Source organism: Salmonella sp. NW38 (assembly GCF_051807745.1).
In the GTDB taxonomy this organism is placed as follows: domain Bacteria; phylum Pseudomonadota; class Gammaproteobacteria; order Enterobacterales; family Enterobacteriaceae; genus Salmonella; species Salmonella enterica.
The window spans coordinates 43,602-57,641 of sequence record NZ_JAMMTO010000016.1 but is presented as its reverse complement, the minus strand read 5'-3'; the positions used below and the strand labels follow the sequence as shown (position 1 = coordinate 57,641).

Sequence of the window (14,040 nt, the reverse complement as noted above, 5' to 3'; positions counted from 1 at the left end):
CGCTCGCCCTTCGGGCCGTCCATAAGACGTCCAAAATACTTCGTATTTTGTGCGAGCACTGCCCGGAGCCAGAATAACAAGTAAGATAGCCCGATATTCTTTACAAGCGCATTGGCATAACAACATAGGCAGCCGACTGTGACGCCGCATCCTCAATCTGTACGCTGGATACGGAATCCGTCAGCATAATGCGCACGGTTTCGCACTTCAGCGCATTGAGCACGTCCAGCACATAACTGACGTTAAAGCCGATTTCCATCTCCGTCCCGCCGTAGCTCACGTCCAGAATCTCTTCCGCTTCTTCCTGCTCCGGGTTATTGGCGGTGATTTTGAGCTGATTCTCACTGACGTACAGACGCACGCCGCGGAATTTCTCATTCGAGAGGATTGCCGCGCGGGCAAACGCCTGCTTGAGGATATCGCAGCCCGCTTCCAGATGTTTATCCGGATTCTTCGGCAGAACGCGACGGTAATCCGGGAAGCGACCATCCACCAGCTTCGAGGTAAAGATAAAGTCGCCGACGTGCGCGCGGATATTATTACTGCCAATCTGCACGCGCAGCGGGTTTTCGCCGCCGTCGAGCATACGCATCAGTTCAATCACGCCTTTACGCGGCACAATCACCGAGTGGCTGGGTAAAGACGCTTCCAGCGGCATTGAGCACACCGCCAGGCGGTGGCCGTCGGTCGCGACAGTGCGCAGTTCGCTACCTTCCGTTTCAAACAGCATACCGTTTAAGTAGTAGCGCACATCCTGATGGGCCATCGAAAACTGGGTCGCTTCAATCAGGCGCTTCATCGTGGCCTGCGGCAGCGTAAATTCAACTTCGCTTTGCCAGTCGTCAAGATTCGGGAAATCGGCGGCAGGCAGCGTAGACAGCGAGAAGCGGCTACGGCCAGAACGCACCAGCATCCGATCGCCTTCCAACTGAACGGCAATCTCCGCGCCCTCCGGCAGGCCGCGGCAGATATCAAAGAATTTCCGCGCCGGCACGGTAGTAGCACCCGGCTCATGCGGCTGAGAAAGCGTAACGCGCGCGACCATCTCCATTTCAAGATCGGTGCCGGTCAGAGAAAGCGTACCGTCCGCTACCTGGAGGAGCAGGTTACCGAGAATCGGCAGCGTAGGACGACCGCCCAGCGGGCCGCTGACCTGCTGAAGCGGTTTTAATAAATGTTCACGTTCAACGGTAAATTTCATAGGATCACGACGACAATGTTCTGATTAAATTCGAAAAATCTTCTTTGATATCGTGGCTTTCTTCACGCAGTTGCTCAATTTTACGACAGGCATGAAGTACGGTAGTGTGGTCGCGCCCGCCAAACGCATCGCCGATTTCCGGCAGACTGTGGTTGGTGAGCTCTTTTGCCAGCGCCATAGCCATCTGGCGCGGACGTGCTACCGAGCGAGATCGACGCTTAGAAAGCAGATCCGCAATTTTGATTTTGTAATACTCCGCCACCGTCTTCTGAATATTGTCGATGGTGACCAGTTTTTCCTGCAACGCCAGTAAATCGCGCAGCGCTTCGCGCACAAAGTCGATAGTAATCGCCCGGCCGGTAAAGTTGGCATTGGCGATCACCCGGTTCAGCGCGCCTTCCAGCTCACGCACGTTAGAGCGTAGACGCTTGGCGATAAAGAACGCGACCTCGCCTGGCAGACGAATATCATTTTCGTCCGCTTTTTTCATCAGGATCGCCACGCGGGTTTCCAGTTCTGGCGGTTCGATCGCCACTGTTAGCCCCCAACCAAAGCGGGACTTGAGACGATCCTCAACGCCGTTGATCTCTTTCGGATAGCGATCCGACGTCAAAATGATCTGCTGATTGCCTTCCAGCAGAGCGTTAAAGGTATGGAAAAACTCTTCCTGGGATCGTTCTTTATTGGCGAAGAATTGAATATCGTCGATCAGCAATGCGTCAACGGAGCGGTAGTAGCGTTTAAACTCTTCGATGGCGTTATTTTGCAGGGCTTTTACCATGTCCTGCACAAAGCGCTCGGAGTGCATATACACGACTTTCGCGTTGGGTTTGCGCGCCATAATGCCGTTACCCACCGCGTGCAGCAGGTGAGTTTTACCCAGACCGGTGCCGCCATAGAGGAATAACGGGTTATAAGCGCCGCCAGGATTATCCGCCACCTGACGTGCCGCCGCGCGCGCCAGTTGGTTGGATTTACCTTCAACGAAGTTATCAAATGTATGTTTAACATTGACGTTGGAGCGGTAGGTCGGCTCCGCCGGCGCTGGTACGTTATCCCAGCCCGAACGGGCCGCAGGCGCTACGCGCTGCGGCTGCGCCGTTGTTGTCTGCGCAGGCGCGACAACGTTATGCACAGGCGTTTTTAGCGTTTGCGTAACGGGCTTTGTTCCCACTTCAAAACGCAGTTGTGGGGCATCCGCGCCGCAGAATGTGTTGAGTAACCCATTGATATTGTTGAGGTACTTATCTCTTACCCAATCGAGCACAAAACGGTTTGGCGCATACAAAGCCAGCGTGTTATCGCTCAGTTCCGCCTGCAACGGGCGTATCCACATACTGAATTCTGTGGCTGGTAACTCATCCTGCAATCGGGCAAGACACTGCTGCCAAAGCGAAAGTGACACGGCGGACTCCACTCGAACAAAAGTCGATAAATGACAAAGGCTGATACATTAATGATTGTTGGCGCACGTCGATAAGACCCTGCATGAAGGGTGACGCACGAACCGCTGTCTGCGGTTTTCACGGATCTTTCAAACGATCGCGACTTCACGCAGTCTGAAAGATTTCGTGTTCATGCCTGACCAGGATCGTTTGAAACGATCAGGACCGCGGATCATAGCCTAAACTGAGCAAGAGATCTTCTGTTTCTCACAGATTCTTCCCGATTTATCCACAGGACTTTCCAGGAAAGGATAAGTGTAATCGATCCTGGGGAACTCCTGTACGCTTTCGCGCGCATATTGAAAAAATTAATAGGTAAAGGTGAGCAGACGCCTAAAAGATCGCATAAAGATCCAGGGCGATCCTTGCGCTTTACCTGGCAGTCCGTATAATTCTCCACCCGTCGCGCAATGCCCGTCATATGGCGTCAACGCTGCTTATTTTCCGCACAAAAAGGCGTGGAAAATAGCGGGAAAATAAGGAAAGAGAATTGACTCCGGAGTGTACAATTATTACAATCCGGCCTCTTTAATCACCCACACTGTGGCGTAAGTCGTTCAAAGTTTGTTCGGGTATACGCAAAAGTCAGTGAATTTATTCAAGTTTAGGTAGAAATCGCCATGAAACGCACTTTTCAACCGTCTGTACTGAAGCGCAACCGTTCTCACGGCTTCCGTGCTCGTATGGCTACTAAAAATGGTCGTCAGGTTCTGGCACGTCGTCGTGCTAAAGGCCGCGCTCGTCTGACCGTTTCCAAGTAATAAAGCTAACCCCTGAGTGGTTAAGCTCGCATTTCCCAGGGAGTTACGTTTGTTAACTCCCGCTCATTTCACATTCGTCTTCCAGCAACCTCAACGGGCTGGCACGCCGCAAATCACCATCCTCGGCCGCCTGAATTCGCTGGGGCATCCCCGTATCGGTCTTACCGTCGCCAAGAAAAATGTTCGACGTGCGCATGAACGCAACCGGATTAAACGTCTGACGCGTGAAAGCTTCCGTCTGCGCCAGCATGAACTTCCTGCAATGGATTTCGTGGTGGTGGCGAAAAAAGGGGTTGCCGACCTCGATAACCGTGCTCTCTCGGAAGCGTTGGAAAAATTATGGCGCCGCCACTGTCGCCTGGCTCGCGGGTCCTGATAGCCCTTATTCGGGTCTATCAACGCCTGATCAGTCCGCTGCTTGGGCCGCATTGTCGTTTCACGCCAACGTGCTCAAGCTACGGAATTGAGGCATTGCGCAGGTTTGGAGTGATAAAAGGCAGTTGGTTGACGGTGAAACGCGTATTAAAATGCCACCCTTTACACCCTGGTGGTGACGATCCCGTCCCGCCCGGACCATTTGATACCAGAGAACACTAACGATGGATTCGCAACGCAATCTTTTAGTCATCGCTTTGCTGTTCGTGTCTTTCATGATCTGGCAAGCCTGGGAGCAGGATAAAAATCCGCAACCTCAGACTCAACAGACCACGCAGACAACGACCACCGCAGCGGGTAGCGCCGCCGACCAGGGCGTACCAGCCAGTGGCCAGGGGAAAATGATTACGGTGAAAACCGATGTGCTTGATTTGACTATCAACACCCGTGGTGGTGATGTCGAGCAGGCCTTGCTCCCGGCTTACCCGAAAGAACTGGGTTCCAACGAACCGTTCCAGCTGCTGGAAACCACCCCGCAGTTTATCTATCAGGCGCAAAGCGGCCTGACAGGCCGCGACGGCCCGGATAACCCGGCGAACGGCCCGCGTCCGCTGTACAACGTCGAGAAAGAGGCGTTTGTGCTGGCCGACGGTCAGAACGAACTGCAGGTTCCGATGACTTATACTGACGCCGCAGGCAACACGTTTACCAAAACGTTTGTCTTTAAGCGTGGCGATTATGCGGTTAACGTGAACTATAGCGTGCAGAACACCGGCGAAAAACCGCTGGAAGTCTCCACCTTTGGTCAGTTAAAACAATCCGTCAACCTGCCTCCTCATCGCGACACCGGCAGCAGCAACTTTGCGCTGCATACGTTCCGCGGCGCAGCGTACTCCACGCCGGATGAGAAGTATGAGAAATACAAATTCGACACCATTGCCGATAACGAAAACCTCAACGTCAGCTCCAAAGGCGGTTGGGTGGCAATGTTGCAGCAGTATTTCGCCACCGCATGGATTCCGCGTAACGACGGCACCAACAATTTCTACACCGCCAATCTGGGTAACGGCATTGTCGCTATCGGCTATAAAGCGCAGCCGGTACTGGTACAGCCAGGCCAGACTGGCGCGATGACCAGCACCCTGTGGGTCGGCCCGGAAATTCAGGATAAAATGGCGGCTGTTGCACCGCACCTGGATTTGACCGTGGACTACGGCTGGTTGTGGTTCATCTCTCAGCCACTGTTCAAGTTGCTGAAGTGGATCCACAGCTTTGTGGGCAACTGGGGCTTCTCCATTATCATCATTACCTTTATCGTTCGCGGTATCATGTACCCGCTGACCAAAGCGCAGTACACATCAATGGCGAAGATGCGTATGCTGCAGCCGAAAATTCAGGCGATGCGCGAACGTCTTGGCGATGATAAACAGCGCCAAAGCCAGGAGATGATGGCCCTGTACAAAGCGGAGAAGGTTAACCCGCTGGGCGGCTGCTTCCCGCTGATCATCCAGATGCCTATCTTCCTGGCGTTGTACTACATGCTGATGGGTTCCATTGAACTGCGTCATGCGCCGTTCGCGCTGTGGATTCATGACCTGTCCGCACAGGACCCGTACTACATTCTGCCGATCCTGATGGGCGTAACGATGTTCTTCATTCAGAAGATGTCGCCGACCACCGTGACCGACCCGATGCAGCAGAAGATCATGACCTTTATGCCGGTCATCTTTACGGTGTTCTTCCTGTGGTTCCCGTCAGGTCTGGTGCTGTACTATATCGTCAGCAACCTGGTCACCATCATTCAGCAGCAGCTGATTTACCGTGGTCTGGAGAAGCGTGGCCTGCATAGCCGCGAGAAGAAAAAATCCTGATTCGGTGTAGGCCGGATAAGGCGAAGCCGCCATCCGGCAAGGCGCGCCGGTCAGCCTGATGGCGCTAACGCTTATCAGGCCTACAATCAAAAGGCGGTCATATGACCGCCTTTTTTTATTGCAACAAAGTTGAGACTAACCATGAGCCATAACGACACTATCGTCGCCCAGGCAACCCCACCGGGACGCGGTGGCGTGGGTATCCTGCGTATCTCTGGTCTGAAGGCGCGCGACGTTGCGCAAGAGGTGCTGGGCAAGCTGCCGAAGCCGCGCTATGCCGACTACCTGCCGTTTAAAGACGTTGACGGCAGCGCGCTGGATCAGGGTATTGCGCTGTGGTTCCCCGGCCCGAACTCCTTCACCGGTGAAGATGTGCTGGAGCTACAAGGGCACGGCGGTCCGGTGATCCTGGACCTGCTGTTAAAACGTATCCTGACGCTTCCAGGCGTGCGCATTGCCCGACCGGGCGAGTTCTCCGAGCGAGCGTTCCTCAACGATAAGCTCGATTTAGCCCAGGCGGAAGCCATTGCCGACCTGATCGATGCCAGTTCCGAACAGGCGGCGCGTTCGGCGCTAAACTCGTTACAGGGGGCATTTTCCGCCCGCGTTAACCACCTTGTGGAAGCACTTACTCACCTGCGAATCTACGTCGAAGCGGCTATTGATTTTCCGGATGAGGAGATCGACTTTCTCTCTGACGGCAAAATCGAAGCGCAGCTCAATGGCGTCATCGCCGATCTTGACGCCGTGCGCACCGAAGCGCGCCAGGGTAGCCTGCTGCGCGAAGGGATGAAGGTAGTGATTGCCGGACGCCCGAATGCCGGGAAATCCAGCCTGCTGAATGCGCTGGCAGGCCGTGAAGCAGCCATTGTCACCGATATCGCCGGTACCACGCGTGACGTGTTGCGCGAGCATATCCACATCGACGGGATGCCGCTGCATATCATCGATACCGCCGGACTGCGCGACGCCAGCGACGAAGTTGAGCGTATCGGCATCGAACGCGCCTGGCAGGAGATTGAACAGGCCGATCGCGTGCTGTTTATGGTGGATGGCACCACGACGGACGCCGTTGACCCTGCCGACATCTGGCCGGACTTTATCGCCCGTCTGCCCAAAAATCTACCGATTACCGTGGTACGTAACAAGGCGGATATCACCGGCGAAACGCTGGGTATTAGTGAAGTAAATGGTCACTCACTGGTTCGTCTCTCGGCGCGTACCGGCGAAGGCGTCGACGTGCTGCGTAACCACCTCAAGCAGAGCATGGGTTTTGATACCAATATGGAAGGCGGCTTCCTGGCCCGCCGCCGTCACCTGCAGGCGCTGGCGGAAGCCGCTGAACATCTTGAGCAGGGCAAAGCACAGCTATTAGGCGCGTGGGCGGGGGAACTGCTGGCGGAAGAGTTGCGACTGGCGCAGCAAAGCTTAAGCGAGATTACCGGCGAGTTTACCTCCGACGACCTGCTGGGACGGATTTTCTCCAGCTTCTGTATCGGTAAGTAAGTTTTAGTCCATCCTCGTCCGTGAACGTTCACTAACCCGCATTAACTGCCTGTTAATGCGGGTTTTTACTTTCCATACTCGTCCATAGTCGTGCGGGTTCATCCGCGATTTTTGTGTCCTGAATTGTGCCCATCTTTAAATTCCCCGTGTGCCATTGTTTATTTTTTGAGCTAAAAATCACATCAAATGGACACAAAAAACGGTATAAAAAACGCTCAAATCTGCCTTCTCATGGACACAGTGAAAAAGAAGGCGTTAATAATCCAATATTAAACAATCTATTAGAAAGGATGCTCATGGACACACTGTAGAGGTGAGATACGGCACTTTCAGATACCAAACTACGCACACTTGCCCCCAGAAACCGCCCCTGGCAACTTGCCGATCATGACGGGTTGGTGATTGAAGTTCTTCCTACCGGACGAAAAATCTGGCGTTTCCGCTACCGCTTTGACAACAAATCGCAAAAGATCACGCTGGGCGAATACCCTGCTTTCTCACTTGCAGAAGCGCGGCTTTGGCGTGAAAAGTGCCGCTCAATGGTTGCCCATGGCATCAATCCCGCGCAGAAAAAGCAGGAAGAAAAGCTTAAACAGAAAGACCCAACGACAGTCAAAACATTCGCCAAACGCTGGCTGACCGATATCGTTGAAAAAAGTAACCGCGATCCGCGCAACATCACTCGCGTTATCGAGAAGGACATCATTCCCATCATCGGGAAGCTGGAACTCGAAGAACTCACAACTGCCCACATTCAGGTCGTGCTCGACCGTATCAAGCAACGAGGTTCGGATCACGTCGCGCTACTGACGCGAAACGTGCTTAAACGCATGCTGGCCTATGCGATTTCCAGGGGAATCATATTCAACAACCCGGCAGCCGCTATCGAGGCCCGTTATATCGCACAAGCAACAAGCCGCGACGTGGCGCTAACAGCAGAAGAGATCGGCATCCTGCTACGGGGGATATACACCTCTAATATGAACCGACGCCACAAGCTGGCCCTGCACCTGTTAATCATCTGCATGGTGCGTAAATCGGAGATGATTGAAGCGACATGGAGTGAAGTTAACTTCAACGCGCTGGAATGGCGTATCCCCGGCGAAAGAATGAAGATGGATAACCCGCATATTGTTCCGCTGTCAAAGCAGGCGCTGGCGATGTTCGAAGAGCTAAAATTTCTGGCCGGAGATTCTCCATACGTCTTCCCCAGCCGAAACGACCACCGACGCCCGATCTCCAAAACAACGCTGAACTGCGCGGTGCGTACGCTGGATCTAAACGTCAGGGATTTTGTTATTCATGACTTCCGGCGTACTGCCAGCACTTTGCTCCATGAGCAGGGCTACAACTCCGACTGGGTAGAGAAATGCCTGGCGCATAAGATCGGCGGCGTTCGCGGCATCTACAACCGTGCGGAGTACCTGAATCAGCGCCGGGAGATGCTTCAGTCCTGGGCTGATTTTGTTGATGCGCAGATTGAGACTGGAAGGAAGGTTATCATTGGACAATTCGGGAAGTCTTACAATGTAACCGTATGAATAATATGGAAAATATAACAATAATAGTTTCTGATTAGAATATACTATCTAACCGGTTGAAAAAGATGCACTTCTCAACCATAATAACATCACTCTTTAGCGTTAGGCTTTGATTTATAGCCTTGTCGAGCGTTTCGCCAGACACTAACTTATTGAGTACTTTTAGGGTTGCGCTAGAAAGTTTTCTACCGATCCTAGAAGTCTCTAGGATCGGTAGAAAACTTTCTAGCGCCTCCTCTAGTAAAGAGTAAAAAACGAGCAAAAAACATTGCTCGTTTTTTTCATCAACGGAAGACAAATCAAAAATACATAACGTTTAAATCAATGTTTGAAGAAACTATTAAAAAACAATTTGAATTGTTAGACATAAGTAACTTCAATGTTGATATATCTCATCGTCTCCTTTTCGTGTGTGGTGGCAAAGTCGATGTACGTGCACCAATTCCCCCCAGTTTTAGGGATAGACTACTCACTTACACAGCAAAACATGCCTCTGAGCTTCACGAACATTTCATTCTAGCTGAGACATTCAAGGATTATTTTAAAGAGAATGCCTATCCGGACCTTCTGGTGTTTGAAGATGATATAGCCAGTATTTCATCTCTTATTATCATTTTTTTAGAAAGTCCAGGATCATTAGTTGAGTTAGGTATATTTTGCAACAAATCAGAACTATTTAAAAAAATACTGATTGTTGCTTCAGCGGAAGAAGTATCCGGTGAGGACTCATTCATTTATTTAGGCCCACTAGAGTATATTAAGAAGAAAGTCTCATCCTCTGTTGTAATCTATCCTTGGCCGGATCCTGAAGTCTTAAAATACGATAATGATTTTCTTGATGATTTATGTGTAAATATAAAAGAAAAACTTTCATCAATCCCAAAAACAGAACAATTCAGTAAGGATAATTCTGGACATATAGCACTTCTAATTACTGAGATTATATCTCTTTGCGCCCCAATACAACTTAGTGAAATAGAATCAGCCCTAAACTCATTAGGGTTTAATATTTCAACAAAAATTATTAACAGATCAATTTATTTACTTCAGAAAGTTGGTTTTATAGACGTTTTATCATATAGCTCAAACAAATATTACTTTCCATTAAAAGAGCGCAAATGGGTAAAATTTGGTAAAACTAAAGATAATAAACTCATAGATAATCAACAATTAAAAATGAAGGTTAGACAATCTTTTGTAACATTAACCGATCCATTATCAAAACGAAGAATTACAGCGCTGCGTCAAATAATAGCAAAAAAAGAAATGGCTGAGGAGATTAATTAATGGACATATTACAGCATATTTCAGATTTACTATTAACCAAGAAAAGTGAAATCATTTCCTTTTCATTGACGGCACCTTATCGCTATAAAATATATAAAATTGCAAAAAGAAACTCAGATAAGAAGAGAACTATTGCTCATCCTTCGAAAGAACTAAAATTTATACAACGTGAAATTACTGAGTATTTAACCGATAAATTACCCGTTCATGAATGCGCATTTGCATATAAAAAGGGCAGTAGCATTAAGACCAACGCTCAAGTTCATCTTCATACAAAATACTTGTTGAAGATGGATTTTGAGAATTTTTTCCCTAGCATAACACCACGTCTATTTTTCTCAAAGTTACGACTTGCAAATATTGATTTAACTGCAGATGATAAAGTACTACTTGAGAATATATTATTCTTCAAATCCAAGAGAAATAGTAATTTAAGATTAAGTATTGGAGCACCAAGCTCACCTTTAATATCAAATTTTGTGATGTATTTTTGGGATATTGAGGTTCAAGAGATATGCTCTAAAATAGGCGTTAACTATACTCGTTATGCTGATGATTTAACCTTTTCAACAAATAATAAAGATGTTTTGTTTGATATACCTGACATGCTTGAAAACGTACTGCCTAAATATTCTTTAGGTAGGATTAGAATCAATCATGAAAAAACAGTGTTTTCTTCAAAAGGACATAACCGTCACGTTACTGGTATAACTCTAACAAACGATAACAAATTATCCATAGGTAGAGAAAGGAAAAGAAAAATCTCTGCCATGATCCATCATTTTATAAATGGGAAATTATCTACTGACGAATGCAATAAATTAGTCGGGCTACTTGCATTTGCTAAAAATATTGAGCCTTCGTTTTATAAAAGCATGGTCATTAAATATGGATCTGATAATATTTATAAATTACAAAAACAAAAAGACAAATAACTTCTGCTGCACTTTTATAGACACCAGTGTTTTGTTGATTATGCCCAGAACAACTTGGAATAAGTTTTCCTAAGCGTATTACATTATACGCTTGGCCTAACTTAATCATAGATTTTCCAGAAAAATAAATTTTTCAAATCCCATAAACAATTCCCCACAGCTTCCCTACGCCCCCCGCTCTACCCTATCCCCAACTCATAGCAGTACCCCTAAAAGCTTCCTGTTCTAAGACGAACTGCGACCTGTAAGAAGCGCCTTTGGCGGTCAGCCCCCCGGTCAACCAGGGAGCGAAGCGTGGTCTGAAACTGACCTCCTGTCTCGATACAGGTGACCACACCCTTTATCGCTACCCTGTTGCAAGCGTAGCGACAGACAGAACGCTGTAGAGAAGTCGGACGGCATTGCCGAAGGCTTTGCGTCCGTACTTCCTGCTGAATGTGCAAAACGCGGCGTCACTTTTAAGAGCGTAAGCGAGTGAAAGTGACGCCAGCGCGCAGATCAGCTTCAACCCGGCTACTGCCTGCAAATCCACTGCAACAAACTGGCTGACACTCAAACAGATGTCAGAAATTCACTTACCAGGGTCAATCTGGCCGGGATCTCAAAAAATGCATGGAACTAAAACGGGTCTATTTACAGTTTCACCAGCTACTTGGTTTTTGTGTCCTTTAATGTGCCCATAGCCATGTTTTCAAGGCAAATTATAGATTATATATCAACGAATTATCTAGATTTTCCAGTTTCTGTATTGGTGTCGGGTGACGGCTGACGCCATCCGGCTTACGTCACTGCCGGGGTGATATCTCATTGCCTCATAGGAAATCACTGTTGTCCAAATGGCAACTCGTCTCGCGCAACGTCGCCCCGTATTCTTAGCGCCACACTTTTCGTGAGGCCGCTATGAAACGTTTTCTACTGTGTAGTTTTGCCCTGGTTTTACTCTATCCTGCCGGTATTGATATGTATCTGGTCGGTTTACCGCGTATAGCCGCCGATCTGAACGCCAGCGAGGCGCAGTTGCATATCGCCTTCTCCGTTTACCTGGCCGGAATGGCGACGGCCATGCTGTTTGCCGGGAAGATAGCCGACCAGTCAGGCCGCAAGCCGGTCGCGATCGTCGGCGCGCTCGTCTTTATGATGGCCTCACTGCTTTGTTCATGGGCGTCGGAAGGCTCGCTATTTCTGAGTGGGCGTTTTCTTCAGGGGGTAGGAGCAGGCGGCTGCTATGTGGTGGCGTTCGCCATTCTGCGCGACACGCTCGACGAGTATCGCCGGGCAAAAGTGCTGTCATTATTGAATGGGATTACCTGTATTGTGCCGGTACTCGCCCCGGTGGTGGGGCATTTGATTATGCTTCGTTTCCCCTGGCAAAGTCTGTTCTATACGATGTCCGCGATGGGCATTATTGTGGGCCTGTTATCACTGTTTATCCTGCGCGAGACGCGCCCGGCAAGGCTGGCTCCACGCGATTTATCACGATCGTCGCCCGCCGCCGAGTCGCTGGTTAACCGTTTTTTCGTCAGTCGACTGGCGATCACCACCCTTAGCGTGTCGGTGATCCTGACCTTCGTCAATGCCTCTCCAGTGCTACTGATGGAGGTGATGGGATTTAGCCGTGGCGACTATGCCATGACCATGGCGCTCACCGCAGGCGTCAGCATGGTCGTCTCTTTTTCTACCCCTTTTGCGCTTGGGTTATTTAAGCCGCGAACCTTAATGCTCGTCTCACAGGGGCTGTTTTTGACGGCTGGCGTGACGTTAAGCCTTGCTCATACCAATACCGTCACGCTCTTTGGCCTGACGCTTATCTGCGCCGGATTCTCGGTTGGTTTTGGCGTCGCGATGAGCCAGGCGCTGGGGCCGTTTTCGCTGCGCGCCGGAGTAGCCAGTTCCACGCTGGGTATCGCGCAGGTTTGCGGTTCATCACTGTGGATTTGGCTGGCGGCAATACTCGGTATCAGCGCGATGAATATGCTGATCGGGATTCTGATTGGTTGTAGCATAGTGAGTATTCTGCTGATCTTCTCCGTCGCGCCCAACAGGTCCGTAGCCGAGCATGAAGAAATCCCTTACCAATCTCGATCTTAATCTGCTGTTATGCCTACAGTTACTCATGCAGGAGCGCAGCGTCACTAAAGCTGCAAAACGGATGAACGTAACGCCCTCTGCGGTCAGCAAATCGCTGGCGAAACTCCGGGCATGGTTTGACGATCCGCTGTTCGTCAATACGCCGCTGGGTCTGGCGCCGACGCCGCTGATGGTCAGTATGGAGCAAAGTCTGGCGGACTGGATGCAGATGGGGAATCAACTGCTTGATAAGCCGCATCATCAAACGCCGCGCGGTTTAAAATTTGAGTTGGCGGCAGAGTCGCCGCTGATGATGATTATGTTTAATTCACTGTCGCAGCAGATTTATCAACGCTATCCGCAGGCTACCATTAAGGTTCGCAACTGGGATTATGACTCACTGGAGGCGATTACGCGTGGGGAAGTCGATATCGGATTTACCGGACGCGAAAGCCATCCCCGCTCGCGAGAATTGCTCAGTCTGTTGCCGCTCGCGATTGATTTTGAGGTGTTGTTTAGCGATTTGCCGTGGGTCTGGCTGCGGGAAGATCATCCGGCGCTGCGCGAAGCGTGGGATCTGGACACATTTCTGCGCTACCCGCATATCAGTATTTGCTGGGAGCAAAGCGATACCTGGGCGCTGGATGATGTCCTGCAAGAAATGGGACGCAAACGCCATATCGCGTTGAGCCTGCCGGGGTTCGAGCAGTCGCTCTTTATGGCCGCCCAGCCGGATCACACCCTGATAGCAACCGCGCCGCGCTATTGCCAGCACTACAATCAGCTCCACCAGCTACCGTTAGTGGCGCGCCCCCTGCCTTTTGATGCGCAACAGCGGGAAAAGCTGTTGGTGCCGTTTACCCTATTATGGCACAAACGTAATAGTCATAATCCCAAGATTGTGTGGCTACGACAGGCTATCAACACGCTCTGCCGTCGCCTTATCTGACCACCTGCGTTGATAAATTAACCTTCCTCTTACCAGAAATGTCACCGTCTGATTAAAGAACGTTCTGAAATTGAATTTTTAGCGCGTAAAACCTGTCCATAA

Annotated in this window: 13 protein-coding genes and 1 pseudogene; 12 read left to right on the top strand and 2 right to left on the bottom strand. The window is 50.0% G+C overall.

The features are described 5' to 3' along the window. Positions 1-100 precede the first annotated feature (100 nt). A complete protein-coding gene (gene dnaN / locus NA624_RS22050) occupies positions 101-1,201 on the bottom strand; it encodes a DNA polymerase III subunit beta (protein WP_000673474.1) in 1,101 nt (366 codons plus the stop codon). A 4-nt stretch (positions 1,202-1,205) separates the two neighbouring features. Then, entirely contained in the window at positions 1,206-2,606 is a 1,401-nt protein-coding gene (gene dnaA / locus NA624_RS22045) for a chromosomal replication initiator protein DnaA (RefSeq protein WP_000059093.1), read from the bottom strand. A 339-nt stretch (positions 2,607-2,945) separates the two neighbouring features. On the opposite strand from dnaA, the gene NA624_RS22040 reads away from it, so the two are divergent. The 12 genes and pseudogenes from NA624_RS22040 to yidZ all read left to right on the top strand — a co-directional run bounded on the left by NA624_RS22040 (position 2,946) and on the right by yidZ (position 13,938). Next, entirely contained in the window at positions 2,946-3,038 is a 93-nt protein-coding gene (locus tag NA624_RS22040; RefSeq protein WP_418142141.1) for a hypothetical protein, read from the top strand. Positions 3,039-3,266: 228 nt separating this feature from the next. Beyond that, a complete protein-coding gene (gene rpmH, locus NA624_RS22035; protein ID WP_000831330.1) occupies positions 3,267-3,407 on the top strand; it encodes a 50S ribosomal protein L34 in 141 nt (46 codons plus the stop codon). 16 nt (positions 3,408-3,423) lie between these two features. Next, positions 3,424-3,783, top strand: coding sequence for a ribonuclease P protein component (rnpA, locus tag NA624_RS22030; RefSeq protein WP_000239725.1), 360 nt, complete (start codon positions 3,424-3,426; stop codon positions 3,781-3,783). Beyond that, positions 3,747-4,004: a membrane protein insertion efficiency factor YidD gene (yidD, locus tag NA624_RS22025; protein WP_001307474.1), complete on the top strand. Its 258-nt coding sequence runs from the start codon at positions 3,747-3,749 to the stop codon at positions 4,002-4,004. Before rnpA ends, yidD begins: the two co-directional genes overlap by 37 nt. Positions 4,005-4,006: 2 nt before the next feature. After that, complete coding sequence (gene yidC / locus NA624_RS22020; RefSeq protein ID WP_000378283.1) at positions 4,007-5,653, top strand: membrane protein insertase YidC; 1,647 nt, start codon at positions 4,007-4,009, stop codon at positions 5,651-5,653. 141 nt (positions 5,654-5,794) lie between these two features. Beyond that, a complete protein-coding gene (mnmE, locus tag NA624_RS22015) occupies positions 5,795-7,159 on the top strand; it encodes a tRNA uridine-5-carboxymethylaminomethyl(34) synthesis GTPase MnmE (protein WP_000019081.1) in 1,365 nt (454 codons plus the stop codon). A gap of 323 nt (positions 7,160-7,482) precedes the next feature. Then, positions 7,483-8,700 (top strand): annotated as a pseudogene (locus tag NA624_RS22010) (tyrosine-type recombinase/integrase); the annotation flags it as partial. A gap of 324 nt (positions 8,701-9,024) precedes the next feature. Then, a complete protein-coding gene (locus NA624_RS22005) occupies positions 9,025-9,987 on the top strand; it encodes a retron St85 family effector protein (protein WP_000461377.1) in 963 nt (320 codons plus the stop codon). Next, the gene (locus NA624_RS22000; protein WP_000353754.1) at positions 9,987-10,922 is read left to right on the top strand and encodes a retron St85 family RNA-directed DNA polymerase; all 936 of its coding nucleotides are present in this window, start codon (positions 9,987-9,989) and stop codon (positions 10,920-10,922) included. The genes NA624_RS22005 and NA624_RS22000 overlap by 1 nt, the downstream gene beginning before the upstream one ends. A 257-nt stretch (positions 10,923-11,179) precedes the next feature. After that, complete coding sequence (locus NA624_RS21995; protein WP_001641723.1) at positions 11,180-11,308, top strand: hypothetical protein; 129 nt, start codon at positions 11,180-11,182, stop codon at positions 11,306-11,308. Positions 11,309-11,822: 514 nt separating this feature from the next. Further along, positions 11,823-13,010: an MFS transporter gene (locus NA624_RS21990; protein WP_000819622.1), complete on the top strand. Its 1,188-nt coding sequence runs from the start codon at positions 11,823-11,825 to the stop codon at positions 13,008-13,010. Next, the gene (gene yidZ, locus NA624_RS21985; protein ID WP_000749364.1) at positions 12,979-13,938 is read left to right on the top strand and encodes an HTH-type transcriptional regulator YidZ; all 960 of its coding nucleotides are present in this window, start codon (positions 12,979-12,981) and stop codon (positions 13,936-13,938) included. The genes NA624_RS21990 and yidZ overlap by 32 nt, the downstream gene beginning before the upstream one ends. Positions 13,939-14,040: the final 102 nt, after the last annotated feature.